Annotated in this window: 20 protein-coding genes; 13 read left to right on the forward strand and 7 right to left on the reverse strand. The window is 38.5% G+C overall.

Features of this window, described 5'->3' with window-relative positions; genetic code table 11:
* Nucleotides 1-52 precede the first annotated feature (52 nt).
* Genes QLG01_RS08780 through QLG01_RS08790 form a run of 3 tightly spaced genes read left to right on the forward strand, consistent with a single transcriptional unit; the run spans nt 53 to nt 4,281 of the window.
* Nucleotides 53-2,182: a TonB-dependent receptor gene (locus QLG01_RS08780; RefSeq protein ID WP_282496264.1), complete on the forward strand. Its 2,130-nt coding sequence runs from the start codon at nt 53-55 to the stop codon at nt 2,180-2,182.
* 9 nt (nt 2,183-2,191) lie between these two features.
* A complete protein-coding gene (locus QLG01_RS08785; RefSeq protein WP_282496265.1) occupies nt 2,192-3,301 on the forward strand; it encodes an NADH:flavin oxidoreductase/NADH oxidase in 1,110 nt (369 codons plus the stop codon).
* Nucleotides 3,302-3,357: 56 nt separating this feature from the next.
* Complete coding sequence (locus QLG01_RS08790) at nt 3,358-4,281, forward strand: AEC family transporter (RefSeq protein WP_151826583.1); 924 nt, start codon at nt 3,358-3,360, stop codon at nt 4,279-4,281.
* Nucleotides 4,282-4,312: 31 nt separating this feature from the next.
* Here QLG01_RS08790 and QLG01_RS08795 read toward each other — a convergent pair whose 3' ends face one another.
* From QLG01_RS08795 to QLG01_RS08805, 3 genes are all read right to left on the reverse strand, one after another.
* A complete protein-coding gene (locus QLG01_RS08795; protein WP_282496266.1) occupies nt 4,313-5,137 on the reverse strand; it encodes a tetratricopeptide repeat protein in 825 nt (274 codons plus the stop codon).
* Nucleotides 5,138-5,320: 183 nt separating this feature from the next.
* Complete coding sequence (locus tag QLG01_RS08800; RefSeq protein WP_005309781.1) at nt 5,321-6,031, reverse strand: DsbC family protein; 711 nt, start codon at nt 6,029-6,031, stop codon at nt 5,321-5,323.
* Between the two features lie 146 nt (nt 6,032-6,177).
* Complete coding sequence (locus tag QLG01_RS08805) at nt 6,178-6,900, reverse strand: folate-binding Fe/S cluster repair protein (protein ID WP_192834364.1); 723 nt, start codon at nt 6,898-6,900, stop codon at nt 6,178-6,180.
* Nucleotides 6,901-7,112: 212 nt separating this feature from the next.
* Here QLG01_RS08805 and QLG01_RS08810 point away from each other — a divergent pair, with 212 nt between their 5' ends.
* The 4 genes from QLG01_RS08810 (at nt 7,113) to QLG01_RS08825 (ending at nt 9,018) form a co-directional block, all read left to right on the forward strand.
* The gene (locus QLG01_RS08810; RefSeq protein ID WP_192834420.1) at nt 7,113-7,565 is read left to right on the forward strand and encodes an SRPBCC family protein; all 453 of its coding nucleotides are present in this window, start codon (nt 7,113-7,115) and stop codon (nt 7,563-7,565) included.
* A gap of 107 nt (nt 7,566-7,672) precedes the next feature.
* The gene (locus QLG01_RS08815; RefSeq protein ID WP_282496267.1) at nt 7,673-8,029 is read left to right on the forward strand and encodes a DUF488 family protein; all 357 of its coding nucleotides are present in this window, start codon (nt 7,673-7,675) and stop codon (nt 8,027-8,029) included.
* A gap of 91 nt (nt 8,030-8,120) precedes the next feature.
* Nucleotides 8,121-8,465, forward strand: a complete 345-nt coding sequence (locus QLG01_RS08820) for a zinc ribbon domain-containing protein YjdM (protein WP_250375191.1) — start codon at nt 8,121-8,123, stop codon at nt 8,463-8,465.
* A 211-nt stretch (nt 8,466-8,676) separates the two neighbouring features.
* Entirely contained in the window at nt 8,677-9,018 is a 342-nt protein-coding gene (locus tag QLG01_RS08825; RefSeq protein WP_005309794.1) for a YegP family protein, read from the forward strand.
* A 54-nt stretch (nt 9,019-9,072) separates the two neighbouring features.
* On the opposite strand, the gene QLG01_RS08830 is transcribed toward QLG01_RS08825, so the two are convergent.
* From QLG01_RS08830 to QLG01_RS08845, 4 genes are all read right to left on the reverse strand, one after another.
* Nucleotides 9,073-10,788: a proline--tRNA ligase gene (locus QLG01_RS08830; protein WP_005309797.1), complete on the reverse strand. Its 1,716-nt coding sequence runs from the start codon at nt 10,786-10,788 to the stop codon at nt 9,073-9,075.
* Nucleotides 10,789-10,846: 58 nt separating this feature from the next.
* Nucleotides 10,847-13,945, reverse strand: a complete 3,099-nt coding sequence (locus tag QLG01_RS08835) for an efflux RND transporter permease subunit (protein WP_282496268.1) — start codon at nt 13,943-13,945, stop codon at nt 10,847-10,849.
* Nucleotides 13,946-13,960: 15 nt separating this feature from the next.
* Nucleotides 13,961-15,070: an efflux RND transporter periplasmic adaptor subunit gene (locus tag QLG01_RS08840; protein WP_081402334.1), complete on the reverse strand. Its 1,110-nt coding sequence runs from the start codon at nt 15,068-15,070 to the stop codon at nt 13,961-13,963.
* Nucleotides 15,071-15,138: 68 nt separating this feature from the next.
* Nucleotides 15,139-15,774 (reverse strand): hypothetical protein, encoded by a 636-nt coding sequence (locus QLG01_RS08845; RefSeq protein WP_282496269.1) that lies wholly within the window; start codon nt 15,772-15,774, stop codon nt 15,139-15,141.
* 284 nt (nt 15,775-16,058) lie between these two features.
* On the opposite strand from QLG01_RS08845, the gene pilG reads away from it, so the two are divergent.
* From pilG to QLG01_RS08875, 6 genes are all read left to right on the forward strand, one after another.
* Nucleotides 16,059-16,442, forward strand: a complete 384-nt coding sequence (pilG, locus tag QLG01_RS08850; protein WP_000389061.1) for a twitching motility response regulator PilG — start codon at nt 16,059-16,061, stop codon at nt 16,440-16,442.
* 23 nt (nt 16,443-16,465) lie between these two features.
* Nucleotides 16,466-16,828: a response regulator gene (locus QLG01_RS08855; protein ID WP_004789266.1), complete on the forward strand. Its 363-nt coding sequence runs from the start codon at nt 16,466-16,468 to the stop codon at nt 16,826-16,828.
* A 59-nt stretch (nt 16,829-16,887) separates the two neighbouring features.
* A complete protein-coding gene (locus QLG01_RS08860) occupies nt 16,888-17,424 on the forward strand; it encodes a chemotaxis protein CheW (protein ID WP_282496270.1) in 537 nt (178 codons plus the stop codon).
* Nucleotides 17,425-17,467: 43 nt separating this feature from the next.
* Nucleotides 17,468-19,549 carry a methyl-accepting chemotaxis protein gene (locus tag QLG01_RS08865; protein WP_267531437.1) on the forward strand — a complete coding sequence of 694 codons (2,082 nt, stop codon included), beginning with the start codon at nt 17,468-17,470 and terminating at the stop codon, nt 19,547-19,549.
* Nucleotides 19,550-19,696: 147 nt separating this feature from the next.
* A complete protein-coding gene (locus QLG01_RS08870; protein WP_282496271.1) occupies nt 19,697-24,199 on the forward strand; it encodes a hybrid sensor histidine kinase/response regulator in 4,503 nt (1,500 codons plus the stop codon).
* The gene (locus tag QLG01_RS08875) at nt 24,199-24,666 is read left to right on the forward strand and encodes a hypothetical protein (RefSeq protein WP_174743683.1); all 468 of its coding nucleotides are present in this window, start codon (nt 24,199-24,201) and stop codon (nt 24,664-24,666) included. Before QLG01_RS08870 ends, QLG01_RS08875 begins: the two co-directional genes overlap by 1 nt.
* Nucleotides 24,667-24,699 lie beyond the last annotated feature (33 nt).

The following is a 24,699-nucleotide window of genomic DNA, read 5'->3' on the forward strand; positions in this document are numbered from 1 at the left end:
CAAGACACCGCTTTTTGTTATGATAACTACAATATAAATAAAGGAAATAAGCATGTCCTTATTACGCTTAGACCGACTTCATTACTGTATTTTGATGAGTATGGGCTGCATTTCTAGCCCACTTGTTTGGGCAGAAGACTTAACCCAAGACGTGACTGTATTGCCAACGTTACATGTGGAAGCAACCCGTACCGATACCACCTATTTGCAGACGCCGGCTTCGGTTTTTCGAATAGATGCACCTCAAGTCGATACTTCTTCACAAGTAAATTTAACCGAAGTTGTAAAGGGTATACCGAGTTTACAGCTTCGCAATCGTGAAAATTATGCACAAGATTTACAGTTATCTATGCGTGGTTTTGGTGCACGTTCAACTTTTGGTGTCCGTGGTATTCGCCTATATGTGGACGGTATTCCTGCAACGATGCCAGATGGACAGGGTCAAACGTCTAATATCGATTTAAGTAGTTTGGACCATGTTGAAGTTCTAACGGGACCTTTTTCATCGCTATATGGAAACTCATCTGGCGGGACAATTTTAACTTCTACTAAAGAAGGACAAGGAAAAGATGCAATTGAGCTGAGCTATTCGGGAGGCAGTCACGATAAAAGTCGAGCTGGACTCGTGCTACAAGGCGGGGCGAAGGGTGCGAATGAACCAAGCTATGTTATTAGTTCATCATACTTCGACACAGATGGTTACAGAGAACATAGTGGTGCAGAAAAAGTATTAAATAATGCAAAGCTCAGTTGGGACCTTGATGATGGTAGCAAAATTAACTGGATAACTAACTATGTCAAAATTCATGCAGACGACCCGCAGGGTTTAACGCGTGACCAGTGGAATGCTAATCCAAAGCAACAAGTTCCATTTTTAAAGCAATTTAATGTCCGTAAAGATATTGAGCAAACTCAAACGGGTGTGACTTGGTCTAAACCGATTAATGATAAAAATGAACTCTATGCCATGGTATATTTAGGTAATCGCCAAGTCACTCAATATCAATCTATACCTAAATCAACACAAGATGCCAGTATCAATCATGCAGGCGGGGTGATTGATTTTGAACGGGATTATTATGGTGCTGATTTCCGTTGGACGGGCAAAGAGTTACTTCCAAATACTACTCTAAGTGTTGGTGTTGCACTCGATGCAATGGATGAAGATCGTAAAGGTTTTGAAAACTTTAATTTAGTAAACGGACAGCCTTCTTATGGGGTCAAAGGTAATTTGCGCCGTGATGAAGATAATACTTTGTGGAATATTGATCCCTATTTACAAGCATCATGGCAGTTTTTACCAACGTGGCGTTTAGATACGGGTGTACGCTATAGCAATGTCCATTACAAATCTAAAGATAACTATTTAAGTAATGGCGACGATAGTGGTAAGACTGATTACAGTAAAGTTTTGCCTTCGGCTGCTTTAAGCTGGCAAATTTTACCTGAACTCATGGTCTATGTGAGTTATGCCAAAGGATTTGAAACGCCAACTTTTACTGAAATGGCATATCGTCCAGATGGAGAAAGTGGTTTTAATTTTGATTTAACCGCATCCACAAGTGATACCTATGAAACAGGCTTAAAATCACAAAACCAATTTGGTGATTTTACTTTGGCAGTTTTTCAAACTAAAACCAAAGATGACATCGTTTCTGCCGGCAACTCAAATGGCCGATCAACGTTTCGTAATGCAGATAAAACCTTACGTGAAGGCGTAGAGTTTGCATGGAATAAAAAGTTGTGGCGAGATTTAACAGCGACTGCTAGCTATACATATTTGGATGCAACTTTTGATGCTGATATTCCAGCTTTGGGAAGTATTGCTCAAATTCCATCGGGTAATGCCATTCCCGGAATTGCTAAAAACCAGGCTTATGCCTCTTTAGCTTGGCAGCCATCGCACGGTCTATATGGCGGTGTAGATGTACAGTATATGGATAAAGTATACGTGAATGATACCAACAGTGACGCAGCGCCAAGCTACAGTGTAACCTCAGCTAATGTGGGTTATGCATGGGTAATCGGTGACTGGAAAGTGAATAGCTTTGCCCGTGTAGATAACCTATTTGATAAAAACTATGCAGGTTCAGTGATCGTAAATGATGGTAATGGACGCTACTTTGAACCAGCGGATGGACGTAACTGGAGTGCAGGTTTACGTGTAATTAAGCAATTCTAGGAATTAAAAATGGCAAAATTATTTGAAACGGTTAACTTTGGTTCACTACAACTGGTCAATAGAATTGTAATTGCTCCAATGTGCCAATATTCGGCAACAGATGATGGTGAAATTACCTATTGGCATGAACAGCAATGGGCAAATTATGCATTGTCTGGCGCTGGGCTTTGTATTGTAGAGGCGACTGCTGTACAACCTGAAGGTCGGATTAGCTATGCTGACCTTGGGCTCTGGAATGATCAGCAACGTGACCAAATCAAAACGTTGTTAGCTAAGGTTCATACACTTTCACCAATGCCATTTGGAATTCAGTTAGCACATGCAGGGCGTAAAGCATCTACTGAAAAGCCATGGTTAGGTAAAGGTCAGATTGCAAAAGATCAGCCTCATGGTTGGCAAACGGTTGCACCAAGTGAAAGTACTTTTTCTGTTCATGATGCAGCACCCCATGCTTTGACTATTGCTGAGATTAAACAGGTTCAACAAGACTTTGCAGTGGCTGCAAAACGTGCTGTAGAAGCTGGGTTTGAGTTGATTGAAGTTCATGCTGCGCATGGTTATTTATTACATCAATTCTTATCGCCAATTGCCAATCAGCGTACTGATGAATATGGTGGTTCTTTAGAAAACCGTATGCGTATGACTCTTGAGGTTCTTCAGGCAATTAAACTCGCTGTACCTGAAGGTTATCCAGTTGGCGTTAGACTCTCTGCGACTGATTGGTTAGAGAGCATCGAGCACTGGGATGTTGAATCTACAGTGGGTTTATCAAAAGCTTTAGAGCAATTGGGTGCAGCCTATGTGCATGTGTCTAGTGGTGGTTTGCACGAGCATCAATCTATTACGATTGGGGCAGGTTACCAAGTTCCATTTGCTGAACAAGTCAAAAAGCATGTGTCTATTCCAGTTATTGCTGTAGGGTTAATTACTGAGCCAGAACATGCCGAACAAATTTTGGAAAACCAGCAAGCTGATGCTATTGGTCTTGCTCGTGCAATGTTGTACGACCCAAGATGGCCTTGGCATGCAGCAGCGGCTTTAGGGGCAGAAGTTAAAATTGCACCTCAATATTTACGTTGCCAACCTCATGGATTAAAGCAGCTTTTTAACTCTTTTTAATTGTATTGGGCAAAGTCATCTTTGCCCATTTTTCTTTTGCTAAGTGAGGACGGTCGGTGGTTTTTCAGGTTATTTTACCTATCTTGATATTGCTATTGATGGGCTATGTTTGTGTCCTCATCAAATTGGTAACACCTGAACAGATCAGGGCTCTTAGCGCATTCGTGATTAAAATTTCCTTACCAGCTTTTTTAATTCACTCATTGGCAAATAAAAACTTACAAGACATTTGGCACCCAGCTTATTTTCTTGCTTATGGCGGTGGGTCTTTAATTTTATTTTTCTTGGCTTTTATTCTCTATCGAAAATATTTTAAAAATAGTTTAACTCATAGCGCCGTGATTTCGATGGGCGCATCTATGTCCAATACTGGATTTATGGGAACAGCTATTTTAACCATGTTGATAGGTAATCACGCAGCTATTTATATTTCTTTAACACTCATCATTGAAAATTTATTGATTGTGGCGCTGATGCTCATTCTGGCCGAAGCTGGTTTACATCAACAACAAAATCTTTTACCGCTTTTAAAACAGACTTTTTTAAACTTACTCAAGAATCCTGTCATTATCGCGATTTTGGTTGGAATGGGATGCATTCTTTTCGATGTTAATCTTCCTACGACTCTTGATCAGTCTCTAGAGTTACTTGGACGTACAGCTTCGCCCTTGGCTTTGTTTGCAATCGGCGGGAGTTTAGTGGGTATTGGAATCACAGCAGTAAATACAGAAAGTATTTTGTTGGCGATATTTAAAGTTATCCTCATGCCATCTGTTATTTTTTCTCTCTTTTTAATAACTCCAGATGTAAGTCGTGAGATGCTTTATGCAGGAACATTAATTGCTGCTTTACCAATGCCGATTGCTTTCGGAATTTTTGGACAAGCCTATGGCTTAAATGAAAAAGCATTAACGCCGCTTATGATTAGTACAGTTGTTGGTTTTATTGGCGTTAGCGGGCTTATTGCTTTGTGGTGGTAAAAGAAAAGCCCCTTACGGGGCTTTTCATTGACTATTTCTTTGGTGCTGGCTGTCCGGGAGCATTTGCAGCCTGTTTACTTTTTTCTGCAATAATCTTATCAACCGAGGCTAAAGACTCTTTAGCGTTAGGAACATTTTGATTGGCAAGTTCAGTAAAGATCTTTTTGGCCTCAGGTAAATTTTGCGGAATGATATTACCATTCGCCATCATGGTCGCTAAAGCCATAGACGCAGGAGCGTAACCTTTTTGAGCAATCGATTGTAAAGCTTCGATACCTTGGCGTTTCATTAACGGATTTTTATTTTCCACACCTTGGCTAATATCATAAAGTGCTTTCACCTGAGTCGCTGGATAGTTACCCTTTCTAATTAAAGGCGCTAACTTTTGAAGGGCAATTTGATGTGACTGCGGTTTCTTTTGAGCAAATAAAATCGTCGCAATTTTCACAGTTGCATCATCAGAACCTTGAGCTGATGCTTTTTGAATATATTGACTGAATTTGTTACTGTCTTTGGCAACCCCTAATTCACCAGTCTCATAAATTTGTGCCAGCGTGTAACTCGCTTGGGCGTAACCTTTATTTGAAGCATCTTCATAATATTTGAGGGCTTTAGAAGAATCTTTTGCTGTACCTTGGCCCATTTGAGTCATATAGCCTAAGTTATAGATGGCTTGGGCATTCCCTGTTTGGGCTAGGCGTTGCATTTCTTGAAATGCGGCAGAGTAATTTTTTGCTGCGTAGAGTTGTTCAGCTTGTTTGAAAACATCGGTTTTAGCAGAAGTCGCTGTGTTGTCAGCTGCAAAAATTGATGCACTTGAAAGGGTGATTAGGCTTGCGATTAGTAATTTCTTCATTTCTTTTTAACCTTTTACTTCGTAGCTACATCATTCCATTGATGCATTAAATAGTTTCATTTCTCATCATAAATATTGATTGCTGAAAGTAAACAGCCGATTTGTATATAAAGCGCTGCACTTTGGGCAAATTGTGGAGAAAAAAGACCCACTCACATTCATACAACGGAGTGGGTAATATTATTATTTTGCTGACTGAAGTAATGCTTCAATTTGCTTGGCATCACTTGGAACACCAGAGAGTCTTTGACCATCTTGCAAGAACAGGGTAGGTGTTCCATCAATATTTAATTTTTGACCTAAAGCGATATTTTTCTGAATTGGGCTTGAGCAACTTTTGCTATTAGTCGGCAATTTGCGGTTAAGCATGTAATTTGTCCACGCTTCTGCCGGGTTTTTTGAGCACCAGATTTGATTTGAAACTTTTTCAGCATTTGGATGCAAACTAGTAAGAGGATAAAGGAACACATATACCGTTACGTTATCAACACCAACCATATTTTGCTCTAAGCGCTGGCAATATGGGCAATCGGGGTCACTAAAGACATAGATCGTACGTTCGCCTTTACCTTTTACATATTTAATAGCCTGATTTAATGGCAAACTTTTAACGTCAATTTTACCCAGTTCGGCAATACGTTCTTCAGTCATATTTTTTTGTTGTTTGATGTCGACTAGGTTACCAACAAAAAAGTACTTAGCATCTTGGTTGGTATAGACAATGCGGCCGCTTGTGTACACTTCATAGATGCCTTGCACAGGAGATTGATAAACACCTTTTACAGGCAAATCTGGATAATTCGTCTTAAGATTTTGTTCAAGTGCTTTAACATCAGCATGAGCAGAACCGAAAATAGCCAGACTCAACATGAGTGTAGCAAGTTTAGTTTTCATCTTTTTTCTCTTTAATTTCAACAGGGCTAATGATGGCATATAAAACTTAAAAAATTGATGTTCTAATCTAATGAAATCATTAGTGTTTTGTATCTATAAAAAAGCCCACTAACTTAGAAGTGGGCAGTTCGAGCTAATAAAAATTATTATTGTGGTCTTGCAACATCGCCACTTAAAGCTTCAGGTAACTCAAGAACTTGAAGCCCCAACTCTTGTAGAGCAGCAGGTTTAGCAACAACTAAAGCAAGATAGCCTTCATCATTTGCAATACTATTAACGACTTCAACATCGTTATTTAATTGAGTTGCTGAAGCAGGCGCTTCACCTGTACCTTGTACGAGATGTAACCAATGTTTTGGTTTTGCTTTAAACCAAAGACGCGCCACAATTTCCTGACCTAAGTAACAGCCTTTATCGTAATTGACACCTTCACGTTGATGTAAACGCAATTCTTGGGGCTGGAACTCATGTTCAGTTGCCTGTGTAATCCACGCTTGACCAGTCATAATGGCTTGTTTTTGCCATTCAGAAATATCAGTTTCAGTCGTATTGAACTCAGTTTGATGATTCACAACTTTTGGAAACACAGCGCCTTGTTCACTTAAGGTCATTTTCGAAAAAGCACCAAATTTTTTAACATGTTTGGCAAACTCTTCAGCTTGATCTTGAGCAACTACAATTTCAAAACTTTCAGGATTAATCTTCTTTAGCCACAAGCCAAAATGAATACGACCTTTAAGATCACAAATGGCTGTATAGCGAGTTTCATTTTCAGCTAAACGTTCAGTATCTACAGTAACTTGGCCTTGTAAAAACTTCTGTGCATCTACACCGTTTAAAGCATATGAGGAGAAAGCGAGCAGACTCATGATTAATCTCAAATTCAATATGTTTCTTTATGATTGCTGACTATTTTGCTCCATTTTTACTAAAAAATCAGCCCTAGTTTTCGTAATTTGATTTCACCTGAAAAAAGTATTTTGTTTGAAAAAACACCAAAAATATACGTTCGGATAAATCGGAAGGTTTAAGCTAATAAGCATAATTTCGATAATTTAAAAGAAATTAAAATAAGGAGAATATAATGGCAACAGGAACAGTAAAATTTCATCGCGTATTTAAGGCTCCAGCCGAGCGAGTTTACCGTGCATTTTTAGATCCAGATGCTTTAGTCAAGTGGTTACCACCGCACGGCTTTACTGCAAAAGTTCATAGTTTTGATGCAAATGTTGGTGGCTCATACAAAATGAGTTTTACCAATTTTTCGACAGGTTCAACACACGCTTTTGGTGGAACATATGTTGAACTCATTCCAAATGAATTAATTCGATATAACGACCAATTCGATGACCCAAATTTACCAGGTACTATGCAAGTTACCATTACGTTAAAAAGCGTATTGGTAGGCACGGAAGTACATATTACGCAAGAAGGCATACCTGAAGTTATTCCTGAGGAAGCTTGTTATTTGGGATGGCAAGAATCCTTATCTTTGCTTACTTTATTGATTGAAGCTGAAATTCCAGATCAATAAAGCTTCTAAAATTTTGATGAAATATTTAAAAAGTGAGTGGAGCTAAATCTGCTCACTTTTCTTTTATAAGATCTATCTAAAATGTAAAACTTACGCAGAGAAAGATTATGGATATACACATTAAAAGAATTTATGAAAATGCTGACCTTAATGATGGGAAGAGAATTTTGGTTGACCGCCTATGGTGTAGGGGAATTAGTAAGGAAAAGGCTCATTTAGATTTGTGGTTAAAAGAAGTGGCACCTTCAACTGAACTGCGCAAGTGGTTTCATGCAGCAACGCCAGATCATTGGGAAGAATTTAAGCAGCGTTATTTAAAAGAGCTTGAAACCAACTCCGCAGTTGAAGAGCTACATCGCATCGCAGTAGAACATATAGTTACGCTTTTATATTCAGCAAAAGATGTTGAAAATAACCATGCAATTATTTTGAAAGAATATTTATTAAGTAAAAACTCAAAATGAATGTATAAATTTTTTTTTGGTAAAAGTCTTTTATTTAAAACTTTAAAAAATGAGTCATATCTCGCATAATATACTTTTTGAGATTTTTTTCATGTCTTTGCCAAACTGCCCAAAATGCCAATCAGAATATACTTACCAAGATGGCGACTTATTGATTTGTCCTGAATGCTCAAATGAGTGGAAAGAAGGGGATACATCGCTTACTGAAGAACAAGAAATTATTAAAGATGCTAATGGAAATGTATTAGCTGATGGCGACAGTGTAACTGTCATTAAAGACTTAAAAATTAAAGGTTCATCTTCAGTCGTAAAAGTAGGCACGAAAGTAAAAACGATTCGTTTAGTTCCAGATGCAAGCGATGGCCACAATATTGATTGCAAAATTGATGGTATTGGTCAGATGAAGTTAAAATCTGAATTTGTAAAAAAAGCTTAAATTGTTAATTTTAATTACATTTCAGTAGGGATATGCACTTATATCTCTACTTTTTAAATTTCTAACATCATTATAATTTTATTACGAAAAAGTATAAAAAATGGGCTATTCAAAGAATGATAGCCCATTTATATTGTCATAAATAACAAATAACTTTCGTCCAGAATAATAACGAAAGTCATACCCACACCAACAAAAAAATGAGGTTTTTATGGCAGGATGGTACGAAATTTCACTAGCGAGTGATGGACAATACCGCTTTATTTTAAAGGCAGGAAATGGTGAACCTATTCTAAATAGTGAGCTATATAAGGCTAAAGCTTCTGCGGTAAATGGTATTGAATCAATTCAGAAAAATAGTGGTGATGACGCACGATATGAGCGTTTAACTGCAAAGAATGGGAAACCTTATTTCAATTTAAAAGCTGCAAATCATCAAATTATTGGCACAAGTCAATTCTATGCGAGCGAAGCTTCACGTGATAAAGGAATTGAGTCTGTTAAAACCAATGGTTCATCGACAACTATTAAAGACTTAACGGTTCAGGCATAAAAATTGAGTTAAAAAAAGCAGCTTCTAAAAGCTGCTTTTTTATTTGTCTATTTATTAACGCGCTAACTTAGCTAAAAGTTCTTCTTTCGTTAAATTGCTCGCTTCAGCATCGCGGCGGCCTTTATATTCAAAAGTACCAGCATCAAGACCTTTTTCACCAATCACAATACGGTGCGGAATACCCATCAATTCAAGGTCAGAGAACTTAACGCCTGGACGTTCGTTACGATCATCAAGCAACACATCAAAACCTTGAGCTTGAAGTTCTGCATAAAGTGCTTCTGCTGCTTCAAGAGTGCGTGGTGATTTGTGCGCATTCATTGGAACAATTGCAATTTCAAAAGGTGCAATGGCTTGTGGCCACATAATACCTTTGTCATCGTAGTTTTGTTCAATTGCAGCTGCAACAACACGAGTTACGCCAATACCGTAGCATCCCATGGTTACTGTAAATGGTTTGCCATCTTCACCTAGAACTTTACAGCCTAAAGCTTCAGAGTATTTAGTACCAAGCTGGAAAATATGGCCTACTTCAATACCGCGTTTAATTTGTAGTGTGCCTTTACCATCTGGAGATGGGTCACCTTCAACGACATTACGCAAATCAAAAACTTCAGTAATTTGTGCATCACGTTCCCAGTTTACGCCAACAGCATGTTTATCAGCTTCATTTGCACCAGCAACGAAATCTGAAAGAACAGATGCAGCGCGGTCAACAATTACAGTTAAGCCTTTTTCAACTAAACCTTGTGGACCTGTAAAGCCAGCAGTTAAACCAAATGCTTGAAGTTGTGCTTCAGTTGCAAAAGTAAGAGGGGCAGCCACTAAAGGATGCTTCTCAGCTTTAATCTCATTCAGTTCGTGGTCACCACGTACAAATAGAGCAACAACAGGAACATTACCTTTTTCGTCAGCAACACCTTGAACCAATAAAGCTTTAACCGATTGCTTTGGATCAGCATTTAAGAACTGACATACATCATCAATCGTTTTCTGGTTTGGTGTTTCAATCAATTTGAATTCTTGTGTCGGTGCTGCACGTTCACCCACTAAAACAGCCTCAGCCATTTCAACGTTTGCTGCATAATCAGATTCAGTTGAAAATGCGATGTCATCTTCACCACTAGCAGCCAATACGTGGAATTCGTGTGAAGCTGAACCACCAATAGAACCTGTGTCGGCTTGTACTGGGCGGAAGTCTAGACCTAAGCGGGTGAAAATACGGCTATAGGTGTCGTACATTACGTCATAAGTTTCTTGTAGCGATTCTTGAGTTGCATGGAAAGAATAAGCATCCTTCATGATGAACTCACGTGAACGCATTACACCAAAACGTGGACGAATTTCATCACGGAATTTGGTTTGAATTTGATAGAAATTTACAGGAAGCTGCTTATAACTTTTAAGTTCGTTACGTGCCATATCTGTAATAACTTCTTCATGCGTTGGCCCAAGTACGAATGGGTTCGTATGACGATCTTTAAAACGTAATAACTCAGGACCATATTGTTCATATCGACCCGATTCTTCCCAAAGACTTGCGGGTTGAGTCACGGGCATGAATACTTCCATTGCGCCTGAGCGGTTCATTTCTTCACGAACAATCGCATCTACTTTTTTAAGCACACGTGTTCCCATCGGCAGCCATGTATATAAACCAGATGCCAATTTACGAATCATCCCCGCACGTAACATGAGCTGGTGTGAAATCACTTCAGCATCATTTGGGGTTTCTCTCAACGTTGCAAATAAAAAGCGGCTTGCGCGCATGGAAAAAGTCCTAAAAGTTAAGCGTTATAAAAACGCAGATTATACGATAATCGCTGCATTATGACATGAATCGTCGAGTTTGACGCAGCATAAAGTTTTTCAAGTCATCTAGATAAGTGAAAATGACGGGTACAACCACAAGAGTCAATAGGGTAGAGGTAATTACTCCCCCAATCACAGCGTGAGCCATTGGTGCGCTTTGCTCACCGCCTTCGCCAAGACCTAAAGCTAAAGGAACCATCCCCATCACCATGGCACTTGTTGTCATTAAAATTGGACGTAAACGTGTTTTGCCTGCTTGTAAAATAGCATCATAACGGCTTACACCCTGATCCATTGCTTTCTTAATAAAGTCGATAAGCAAAATCGCATTTTTAGTGACGAGTCCCATCAACATAATAATGCCGATAATCGAAAATAGATTTAGGGTACTTTTGAATAAGAATAGGGCAAGAAAAACACCAATGAGTGACAATGGTAAAGAGGTCATAATTGCAGCAGGATGAATAAAGCTATTAAACTGAGAACCTAAAACAATATAGATAAACACAATTGAAAGGGTGATAGCTGTTAATGCATATCCAGCAGATTCAGCCATGTCAGCATTTGCCCCTTGGGTATCAAATGTATATCCAGCAGGTAGTTTAAAAGCCTTTTGCATTTTATCGATGTCTTGACCAATGTCGCCGCTAGGTCGTCCTGAGGTATTTGCCTCAATCAATACTTCACGCTCAAGATCACGTCGGTTAATTTGTGAAGCACCGAGTTTTTCTTCGGTTGTTGCAACTGCGCTAAGTGGAACTAATATATTTTGCCCAGTCGCATTGGTCTTATTGGAGTTGAGATATAGGTTCTGCACATCTTGCGGAAGCATACGTTTATTTTCATTTAAACGTACATTCACATCATAATTTTCGCCATCGCGATCTTCCCAAGTTGTGACATTATCACCCGCAATTAATGGGCGAATCGCATTGGCAATCTGAGAAACAGATAAACCTAAGTCACTTGCCAGTACACGATTAATGTGGACACCCAGAGTCGGCTTTGGTTCTTTCAATGAACTTTCTAAATCAACTACACCTTTAATTTTTTCCATTTCAGCAATAAAACGATCTGAAATTTTCTGTAGCTCATTTAGGTCAGATCCTTTAATAGAGATCATGATTGGCTTTTGTCCGCCAGAGACAGAATCTTGCGCTGCTGCAACAGAAGTCACTCGAATACCCGCTACACTTTGCAAACGATCACGGAACTCATTGTTGAGTGTATTCAGATCTGAGCTACGTTCTTGTTTTGGCTTTAAGGTCACACCTAAACCTGCATGGTTTTTACCTGAGTCTACTTCACTGTTGACCACGCCATAAGTAGAAACCACATCGGGAAATTGTCTAATAATTTTATCGACTTGATGTAATTTCGCTTGGGTATATTCCAAGGATGCATCTACAGGAGTTTCAAACTGAATACGAACTTCACCTTTATCTGGGGTAGGTACAAATTCAGTTCCAATTAGTTTAGACAGTCCTAATGCAGCAAATAGTGAAACAATTGCAATAATGACTGTGATGAAACGGAAACGTAAAGCCAGCTTTAAGAGCTTTTCATAAACATGAGTCAGTCGATCTAACACATTAGAAATATGATTAAAAAAGCGTTGTAGCCAATTATCTTTTTTCTTGACTGGATCTTTCCAGTGAGCAGAAAGCATTGGATCGAGTGTAAAACTAATAAACATTGAAATTAAAACGGCTGTACTCACCGTTACGCCAAACTGATAAAAGAACCGTCCAATCAACCCGCCCATGAAGGCGACAGGTAAAAATACGGCCACAATGGTAAGCGTAGTTGCGAGTACAGCTAAACCAATTTCTTTTGTGCCTTCTAGGGCAGCAGTCACATGATCTTTGCCAAGTTCAGTATGTCTTACAATATTTTCCCGAACCACAATCGCATCATCAATTAAGAGACCAATACTGAGCGATAGGGCTAATAACGTCATCATATTAATACTGAAGCCAAAAGCCCAAATGAACGTTAAGGTTCCTAGCAAAGTAATTGGTAAGGTTAAACCTGTAATGACGGTAGAGCGGAAAGAGCCTAAAAATAATAGAACAATTAAAACTGCTAAGGCAGCACCTTCAATAATGGTACGGGTCACATCTTTAATTGAAGCGCGAATTCCTTTGGAGCTGTCGGCCACAACTTTGTAGTTTAAACCCGCAGGCATTTGTATTTTTAATTTCTCTAAAGTTTGGTAGGTTTTATCGACAACCTGAATTACATTGGCATCAGAACTCTTTAAAATATCGACAGAGACTGCTGTTCTTCCATTATAAAATGCGCTTGATTGTAGTTCGGCTTGTGTATCTTCAATCGTTGCAACTTGCTTTAGAAAAATTGGTGAACCATTTTTATTGGCAATCACCAAATCACCAAAAGCAAGTGGATGAATAACCTTTGATTGAATCTGTACAACTAGTTCAGAATTCTTTTGTTGTAAGGTTCCTGCGGGAACTTCAATATTTTCATTTTTTAGCGTATTGATGACCTGATCAATACCAATCCCGTAACTTTGCAATTGTTCAGGAAGAATTTTTATTCGTATTTGCCGTTTGGCATCCCCCAATAAATTCACATTACCGACACCAGACACTGTTTTAAGCTGAGGCACAATTTTTTTATCTACATATGAACTTAATTGAGCCAAGCTCATCGTATCTGATTCAAATACCACCGACATAATCGGGCTAGAAGAGGGGTCGTAGCGTTGTACAATCGGTGTATCAATTTCATCACGAAATTGGGCTGTGACAGGAGCAATTTTGTCACGAACATCTTGTGCTGCAAGGGCCGATGAAGTATCGAGATTGAACTCAGCCACAATCATTGAAAAGCCTTCACTTGAGCGTGAAGTGATTTGTTTAATCCCAGAAATTGTATTGATCTGATCTTCGAGTTTTTTTGTAATATCTGATTCGACAGCTTCAGGTGAAGCACCAGCATATTGCGTAGTCACTACTACGAATGGGAAATCGACGTTCGGAAACTCTTCAACCGTCATACGTTTCCAAGAAGCTAACCCGAGTACCATTAAGCTGATCATCATCATAATAGTAAAAACGGGGTATTTCACACTGATTCGAGTAAACCACATATGCTATTTGCTACCTTATTTATTTTTTTCGGTTGTAACCGTCACTTTTTTATTAATGTCGGAATCTTCAAATTGAATACGGCTTACTAGATCTGTGCGTTGTAGGCCATCAATTAAAGCAATATTGTCGTTATAGCGCTGTTCAATTACTCGAATTTTAACTTTTTGAATGGTGTGATTACGTACCACCCATACAAAAGGATCATGTTGCATATTTTGAATGCTGTCTAAAGGAATCGTTTGGCCTTGCTGAGTGTCATTACGGAGAATATTTCCATTAATGAAAGCACCAATGCTTAACGAATCAATTTTTTCTTTAGGAACGGCAAAGAATTCGATTTGTCGGCTGTCTTGATCAGCAACAGGTGAAATACGCGTAAGCGTCGCATTTAATTGCTTAGAATTTCCTTGAATCTGATATTGAATGCTGCTACCGACTTTAAGAGCAGACTGCTGTTCAATTGGTAGCTTGGCTTGTATTTCAAGTTGGTCTGGATTTACGATTTCAAATAAGGTTTGACCAACTGATACGGTCTGACCAGGTTCGACTTGTCGTTTAGTAATGACGCCTGAAATTGGGCTGGTAATAATGCCGTCTTGATCAGCCTTACGAGCAATATCAACATTCGCTTGTTGGGCCTTTACACTTTCAAGTTGTCCTTTATAGTCAACCTGACTCTGTTCAAACTCGACACGAGCAATAAACCCCTGATTAAAAAGTCGTTGCTTTCGGTTCATTAAATTGCGTGCAAGTTCAGCTTGTGACTGAGCTGATGCGAGGTTGGCGCGCGCTTGTGCTAAACGTGCAACATTGTCCTGATTATTCAATCTCACTAAAACTTGGCCTTTTTGTACCTGTTGACCAACATTTGTAGTTACAGTCGTCGCTGTGGCGCTCACTTGAGCCTGAATTGAACTTTGCTGAACCGCACGGATGGTTCCCGTAAATGCAGTTTGAGAGTCAAGTGCTCCTTCTTTAACTGCAATTAGGTCTTGGGGAATGAGTTCAATTTTTGCTGGAGCTGATGCCGTTGTTTTAGTCGTTTCTTGCTGATTACATGCAGCTAAAATCAAACATAAACTAATAATACTCAGTTTAAAAATAGTGGAAGGGGTGAGATGCATCTTGTGCATACAGCATCATCCTATAATTCAAATTTTATTTTGCCCCTATTCTTGATAAACCTTTACAGTTATTCAAGCTTTTTTAAACGCTCGATAATGTTTTCATACTCGCTATTGGTACGTTTGTAAGTCCTGGAAAGTGTTTCAAGTGTCTGTTTGACTTTGTAAATATTATTTAGATTGTTTTCAATCAAAGTCTTATGTCGTTCAGGAATGACTTCTCGCTTTCTGAAATATTCCATTTCTTGACGCTTAAATAAAATTTTGTCTTGTTGTAACTGGTCGAGTTGTTCCTCTTGATAGTTAATTTGCTTCTTTATAGCAAGTAATGCTTGATCTCTTTTAAGCATGGCTGTCTTACTATTGCTATAAGCATTTTTTAATTTGATATCTAGTTCTCTATGCCGTGCCGATAATGCTCGTTGACCTGATTGATTTAAATCAGCCTCGGCACTATAAGAGTGATTTCTTTTAATCACTTGCATATTTTGATCTAGAACTTCATAACCGTAACGAATGTGAGCAGGAGTGACAGATGTACTGATATTGGCAGTACCGTGTTGATCATAATAACGATACCAGACCACTTTAGAAGTATCTGCTAGAGCCAAGGTTGTTGAAAAACAGAGCGAACCGAAGGAAATAATGCCTATAGATACAGACAAGCAGTTCCTATAAAAGGCATATTTCATCCGATTATTCATTGAATATCCCCAAAAAAAGAAAGCTAAATTGCTTATTTTTAAATAATTAATCTTTAATATATTAGTTATTATTTAGCTGAATAAAAATATAGTCATTATAAAAAAAATGATAATTTTAATTAAAGTGTGATGAGGTTAAAAGTTATTGTTTATAAATGAGAAAGTAGACAAAAATGCCTCATTGAAAATAGACTGTGAGATATGTTAAAAATGCGTATAAATGCGTAAAACAAATTTAAGTTAAATTGCATTTATATTTTATATTTATGGGGATGGAAGATTAAATGGAAGATGCATTCCAAAATCTGAAAGTAATGGTAATTGATGACTCAAAAACCATTCGCCGAACAGCCGAAACTTTATTACAGCGAGAAGGCTGTGAAGTGATTACTGCGGTGGATGGATTTGAAGCTTTGTCCAAAATTGCAGAGGCAAATCCAGATATTGTTTTTGTCGATATCATGATGCCTCGTTTAGACGGTTATCAAACTTGCGCTTTGATTAAAAACTCTCAAAATTATCAGAACATTCCCGTTATCATGCTCTCTAGCAAAGATGGTTTATTTGATCAGGCAAAAGGGCGTGTTGTAGGTTCAGATGAATACTTGACGAAACCTTTTAGCAAAGACGAATTGTTAAACGCGATTCGTAATCATGTAAGTTCATAATTAAGTAATTTAAGGGCAAAGAAATGGCACGTATTCTTATTGTTGATGATTCACCAACAGAAACTTATCGTTTTAGAGAAATTCTAACCAAGCACGGCTATGATGTACTTGAAGCATCTAATGGTGCAGATGGTGTAACTTTAGCAAAAGCTGAACAGCCTGACTTAGTGTTAATGGATGTAGTTATGCCTGGTGTAAATGGTTTTCAGGCAACACGTCAGATTACCCGCGATGAAGACACTAAGCATATTCCTGTTGTTATTGTGAGTACTAAAGATCAGGCAACTGACCGAGTATGGGGCAAGCGTCAAGGTGCGATCGATTATCTGATTAAACCTATTGAAGAAAAGCAATTGATTGATGTAATTAAACAATTTCTAAATTAACTCATCCATCCATAAAAACATAAATAACGGGATTATCTGCCCGTTTTATAGGATCGAGTATGGCAGCGAATGGATTTATCGAGTTACTTCGTTTGTCTAAACGGGGTAATAAGAATTACGCTTCAGTTCAAAATGAAGCACAGCGATGGTCAGGGATTGCTTTTGAAATGAGAGGGCAATACTTCGTCGCACCACTTGGGGAAGTGTCAGAAGTTATCTATCCACCGAAATATACGCCAGTTCCAAATGCTCAAAGTTGGGTAAAAGGTTTAGCGAACATTCGGGGAAGGTTGCTTTCAGTTTCTGATTTGGCTCATTTTATTTCAGGGCAACGAAGTACATTTTCGTCTGCCCAAAAAGTGTTATGTATTAGCTATCACGACCAGTATGTGGGGTTGGTTGTGGATCAGGTCTTGGGGATTCAGCACTTTAATAAAAAAAGTTTTTTTTCTCAAAGCTTAGACTTAGAGGAAAACCTAAAAGATTATTGCCAAGGTTATTTTCACCAACATAACCAGCATTGGCATGTCTTTTTATTTAGTCGTTTATTGCAAAATCCACATTACATGAATGCATCGACAAAATTTATAAACTAATTTTTTACGCTGTGAAAAACAGAGTATTTTCTGGGGAGAAGCTATGGGCTTTAAGCTTAAAAAGAAAGGCGGCAATCGTGTTGCGTCCGAAAAATCGGGTCTCAATTTTATTGCAAAAATCCAGTCAGGAATTGAGCAATACGCCAGTTTATTTGGGGAAAGTGAAAAGTCCAAGCCTATCCTTTATGTAGCGTTGTTATGTTTGGTATTTGCTTTAACTTCGCTCGTTTATTTATTTTATAGCGTACCTCGACATAACGAATTAACACGTAGTTTGGGTGAGTTGCGTTTATTGTCACAAACAATTTCTAGACAAGCTACTGAAGCAACGGCTTCTGGTTCACCTAAAGCTATGAAAGAGTTAGCGGAATCAAATAAACTTTTTGCAGAAAATATCAAAGATGTTGAAAATATTCATGGTACATCTTCAAAAGAATACAAAAAGGTTGCGGCTCTGTGGAAAGCTTTGTCTTATGACATTAACTTAATCTCGTCACATCAAGACGTAATTAATCAGTTATATAACATGAATATCTCGATTAGTGATTCTATTCCAGAGATTCAAGCTGAATATAACTTGATGGTTGATAAGATGGTTCGCGAAAAAGCACCAAGTAGTCAGGTGATTATTGCTAAGAACCAAGTATTTATTGCAGAACGTATTTTGCGCTCTATTAACACTGTTTTGGTTGGTACAGAAAATTCTCAGACCTCAGCACATGACTTCGGTGTGGATATTGAGACGTTTGGTGTGTATTTAAATGCACAGCTAAACGGAAATGCTGAATTGGGTGTTGCTAGAGTTGAGTCTCCGGAAGTACGTGAGTCTTTGGAAGGTATTAAATCTGAATATGATAAAGTTTTAAAATCTGCAGCGGCATCAGTTCTTCAGCATACAGATCAGATTGTAAACGTACGTCAGTCATCAGGCGAGATCTTATCGGAATCTGATGAAATGTTATCTGTATTGGGTGATCTTTCTAAGCAAACACAATATGGTTGGAAAGCATTTGCTTTAGTTGCACTTCTTACATTATCACTTCTTGGTTTAATTAGTTCAGTCTTAAAGCTTTTATCACTTCGTAGTAAAGCAGATAAACAACGTGTAGCTACCTTGCAAGAAGAATATGACCGTAACCAAAACGCGATTTTACGTTTACTAGATGAAATCGCTGACTTGGCAGACGGTGACTTGCGTTCATATGCAACGGTATCTGAAGACTTTACGGGAGCGATTGCCGACTCGATTAACTTTGCGATTGACCAATTACGTGATCTTGTATCCCGAATTCATGAAACTTCTCAGGAAGTTGCCCGCTATACGCATGATACACAGAATATTACTAACCAGTTGGCAGAAGCATCAGAGCATCAGGCACAAGAGATTGCCGGCGCATCAACCGCAATGAATGAAATGGCGCAGTCAATTGACCAAGTATCTTCAAATGCATCGGAATCTACCGAAGTAGCAGAACGTTCGGTACAAATTGCTTCTAATGGCGCACAAGTGGTAAACCGTTCAATTGAAGGTATGGACACGATTCGTGAACAGATTCAGGAAACTTCTAAACGTATTAAACGTTTGGGTGAGTCTTCACAAGAAATTGGTAACATCGTATCGTTAATTAACGACATTGCGGACCAAACAAACATTCTTGCATTAAATGCGGCAATTCAAGCATCTATGGCAGGTGAGGCAGGACGTGGTTTTGCCGTGGTTGCAGATGAAGTACAGCGTCTTGCAGAACGTTCAGCATCGGCAACTAAACAGATCGAAACTCTGGTTAAAACAATTCAGACCGATACTAACGAAGCTGTTATTTCAATGGAACAGACAACAACTGAGGTCGTACGCGGAGCGAACTTGGCAAAAGATGCGGGTATTGCCTTGGACGAGATTCAAAAAGTATCTGGTGACTTGGCAAACTTAATGGCCAGCATTTCTGATGCAGCAAAACTTCAGTCTGCATCTGCGAGTCATATTGCGACAACGATGACCGTCGTACAAGAAATTACTTCGCAAACCACAACTGCAACATTCGATACAGCACGTTCGGTTTCTGAATTAGCAAATATGGCAGAGTCATTACGTGAATCGGTAACGGACTTTAAATTACCTGATTAAATTGGGGATGAGGATAGCTGTTTTTATAATAGCTATCCTTTTAAAAGTATTAACAACGCTAGGTAAATATTGGGGACACAGCTATTTATCTGGTGTTGACTCTGTCGTTTTTCTCCATTTAGGAGACAAGCAAAAGAAGCCTTTGCTATGAAAGAAATATTAAAAACTTTAACTGAAGCAATGATGCTACCGGAAGATAGCTATTCTCAACAAGATGCTGAATTTCTTGATATCTTCGTTGAAGAAATTGAAGAAATTTTTGTTGAATTGCAATCTCTGATTCATGAATGGATGCAATCTAAAAATGTTGCTACGCTGACTGAGATCCGTCGCCATTTTCATACCTTGAAAGGTTCAGGGCGAATGATTGCAGCGAAATCCTCTGCTGAGCTTGCTTGGACTGTAGAAGATACGCTTAATCGGATCATCAATGAGAGTCTGACATTAACTCCTAACATCCAACAATATGTTCAGTTGGTATTTAAGTTCTATTTCTTTAAATTAGTAGATGACTTTAAATCTAAAAAGGAACATGCAGTAGATTTTAGACCTCTTATTTTATTGGGACAACAATTACAACAACAGCAAAGTTTAGAGCCTGCTTTAGAAGAACTTTTATTATTGTCTGATACTCTCACTGCGGAAACTAAGACTGGTTTAGAGGTGAATGATTTAGAGTCGGTGTCAGATAATTTAACCCTAGAAACCACGATAGAAAGTGAACATAATCTTGCTGAAACCTTAGTTTTATTTATGGAAGAAGCGGAAGAGCACTTAGCGACCATTGATCAATTTTTAGAACAAGAAATACATCAGCACGAAAGTTATAATGCGCTCATTCGTGCATTACATACATTGCGCGGTAGCTCGGCAATGGCTCAGGTCGAAGCAATTTTTGATGCTAGTACGAAGGTTGAGCATTTATTCAAAATCTTATTACAAGAAGAGCTTTCTTCTCATTCAGAAGAGATATTACTACTCCGTGATTACAGACAGTTTATTCGAAATTGTTTAGATCTATTAGCTGCGCATTGCTCTAATGACCAATTAGATTCTAATCTGAAACAGTTTAACCAAGTTTGGGATGCTTATATGGAGCAGCATGGGGAGCATTCAAGCCCACTCATGCCTCCACATGGTCTGGTATCTCAGCTGTTACAGCTCAATGTTTCAGAATTACTTGATGCAGAGTTAGATTTTGAGAAGGGAATTCGTTCTGAGTTTCCTCACTATCTTGAACGATTAAGTGAACAAGCTAACTTGTTACTGCAACATACTCAGTCTCAGGCCATGGTTGGTTTATATGAATATACGAACCAGCTGAAAGATAGCTATGACGTATTGCTTGATCGACCTGATTTATTGCAATCAGATTATGTTTTTGAAATTTATCAGAAAGCACATCAACAATTAATTCAGTTATTTGACGCATTAGCTGCGGGTCAACGAGTTAGTATTATTGAGCAACACCAAAATGTTTTGGAAGAGCTAAAACTATATACCCAACATATTCCGAGCCTTAATTCTGAACCATTAGATAATCAGGATGTTGGTGAGTCATTATTTAGTGTTGATGTAGAACAAACATCACATGAATCTCCGGCATCTATCGAAAATGTATTAACTGATCATGTAACAATGAGTCAGAGTATGCATTTAGATCGCCAATTCATGACTACTGAGCACGTAAATCGTTATTTTGATCCAGAACTGTTAGATATTTTTCTTGAAGAAGCCGATGAGTTGCTTGAAGGAATGGATACAGATCTTAATATTTGGGTTAATGATCAAGAGAACTTTGCTGCTCTTAATAACCTGATGCGTTATTTGCATACCTTAAAAGGTGGGGCAAATATGATTCAGGCAAATTATATTGGTTTAATTGCACATGAATTAGAAAGTATTTATGAGCGCATCATTCAAAGACAGTTGGTTGCTTCATCTGCTCTTATTGATTTTATCCGTCTGGTTCAAGATGATTTAGCTGACCGTCTACAAATAGTACGTGAGCAGCACCTAGATTATGCGGCTTCTCATACTATTCAAGCGCTTAAGAGTGCCGGTAAGGTATATGAGTCACTTGGCTCTGTTGTTAAAGAGATGCAAGCAGAGTCTGAAACAGATGTTATACCAGAATTAAATGTTGAAGTATTACAGCAAGAAGCTATAAACGATACTGCGTTAAATCTCGATGAGTTAACTTCTAATTTTGAGCAGATTGTTGAGTCTAATACTCGACTTGTTGAGCACACAGAATTACAAATTTTTGATGCAGAAGGCTATACAGACAGTATCCAAGATCAGGATATTGATTCTGTTGTCGAGCAGACATTTATGGAGGAAGCGGCCGAACTGTTAGAGATGGCCGATCATCTGTTAAAGCAATGGTTTGAACAGCGTACCAATCGTAGTATCTTGCTTCAGCTACAAAGAGCAGTGCACAGTTTGAAGGGTGGTTCCCGTATGTTGGGACTAGAAACTGTGCAAGCAATTGCTTATCAACTTGAGAATGCTTTTGAAAAATTTGCGCTTTATCATTTTAGCTCAAATATTTATGACAACTTATTAGAGAGTGCGATTGTCTGGCTAAAAGAGGCAATTTTTAAGCAAAATTATCAACATTTCGATGGATTACAGCATAGTCTAGAAAATATTCAGTTTATTGAAACGGCAATTCAAATTCCGAGTAAATTGACTAGAACTGATCTATTTGGCACGGAACCTGTAATGAGTTTTGTGCAAGGTGATGGTACAGAACCACCGCCAATGATGGGTGCATGGGAACAAACGCAGCATCTTGAACAAAACAATGAGATGATTCGTGTTTCAGCAGATTTAATCGAGAAAATGATTGATTTATCTGGTGAAAATTCAATTAACCGTTCACGAATTGAAATGGATCTAAGTCAATTTGGTCATACGCTCGTGGAAATGGAATTAGCCATTCAACGACTTGCAGACCAGTTGCGTCGAATGGAAGGCGAATTAGAAACTCAGATTATTGCAAAACACGGTATTGAGCATTCTCGTTATACAGAATTTGATCCTCTAGAGATGGATCAATACTCTTCATTGAATCAATTATCGAAATCTCTTGCCGAATCTGCATCGGACTTAGTGGATTTCAAAAATACATTATCCGAAAAAATCAGAGATACCGAAAGTTTATTGGTACAGCAATCGCGTATTCAGGCCGAAATTCAAGAAGGTCTAATGCGAACTCGTCTAGTACCATTCTCTCGATTGCTACCTCGTTTACAACGAATTGTGAGACAGACCTCTACTGCATTGGATCGACCAGCAGAGCTTTTTGTTAATAATACTGAAGGTGAGCTAGACCGGACAATGCTAGAGCGTTTGGTTACACCGCTTGAGCACATGCTTCGAAATGCAATTGACCATGGTCTAGAAGATCGTGTGCAACGTGAACAAGCACAAAAACCAGAAACTGGACGTATTGAACTAAATATTCACCGTCAAGGTACCGATGTTGTTGTTACGTTTAAAGATGATGGTCGAGGTATTGATATCGAGAAGGTTCGTCAAAAGGCTCTCTTATCTGGTTTGATTAATTCTGAACAAGTATTAGAACATCAAGATATTTTGCAGTTGATTTTCCATCCAGGGTTAAGTACAGCCGATCAAGTCACTCAGATTTCAGGTCGTGGTGTAGGGCTTGATGTTGTACAAAGTGATATTAAAGCTTTGGGCGGACATGTGACTGTTGACTCTGTTTATGGGCAAGGAACAATCTTTACCATACGTGTTCCAACCACAGTAGCTGTTAGTGATGCCTTAATGGTTAAAGTTGCTGATCAACAATTTGCAATTCCGTTAGCTCAAATCGATCGAATTGTTCGAGTTTCACCAACATCATTAGAACAGTATTTTGGAAGTGCACAAGAGTTCTTTGAATTTGAAAATAAACGCTACCCATTACGCTATTTATCTGAGTTTGTTGGTAATCAACCTATTCCACGTTTAAGTGGGATGATGTATTCACTACCAGTATTAATGATTAAGGCCAATAATGGACAAACCATTGCATTATTGGTCGATCAACTTATTGGTTCACGTGCACAGATTGTAGTTAAGCCAATCGGGCAGCAGTTCTCTAGTATTGGTGCGATTGCAGGTGCAACTATTTTAGGTGATGGTCAAGTTTGTCTCATTTTAGATGGACAAAATATTGCTCGCCAAATTCAGTCTACTCGTCGACATAAGTCGCTCAATGAGACTGTCTATAGACAACGCGAGTCTGACGAACGCCGTCTCATTATGATTGTAGATGACTCTGTTACAGTCCGTAAGGTGACGACTCGTTTACTCGAACGCCAAGGCTATGACGTAGTCACTGCTAAAGATGGTATTGATGCAATTGAGCAGTTGGAAAATATTAAACCAGATCTGATGTTGCTTGATATTGAAATGCCACGAATGGATGGTTTTGAGGTACTTAACCTCGTACGACATCATGATCTACATCAACATATGCCAGTCATTATGATTACATCAAGAACTGGCGAAAAACACCGTGAACGAGCATTTGCTTTAGGGGTTAGCCAATACATGGGTAAACCTTTCCAAGAAGAAGACTTACTTCACAATATTGATGCTTTTTTCACGAAACGTGAAGAGGAACTTGCCTAATGAAGAGTCAGATAAGTACATCATTAATTAATGAAATGGATCAGCAAGAACTTCAGCATTTAATTACTGTTTCAACTGGTTTTATTGATGCATATATTATTGAATGTGATCAGCAAGTGCCGATGCTATTGCCACAAAACATCGTGTTATCAGCGATGGATGTCAAAAATGGCATTAAGCATATTGAATGGCATGACGTAAAGCTTCCGGTCTATTCATTGCATAATGAAGTTGACTCGCGAGCGGTGGCATTGGTTATTGAAAGTGAAGATATCAGCCAACGTTTTGCACTCATCTGCAAATCGATGCCAGCTTCAGTTCGTTTACGTATTTCTGAAGTCGTAGATGAAAATGAAGATATACAAGATACTTTACAGAATCCAAGTGTATTTAAATATGTGCGAATGGAGAATCAGCGCTACCACGTTCCTAATTTGCAATATATCCAAAACTCGCTTCATCTATAAAAAAAAAAGGAACTCATTTGAGTTCCTTTTTAA

Source organism: Acinetobacter sp. V89_4 (assembly GCF_029967875.1).
Taxonomy (GTDB): domain Bacteria; phylum Pseudomonadota; class Gammaproteobacteria; order Pseudomonadales; family Moraxellaceae; genus Acinetobacter; species Acinetobacter oleivorans.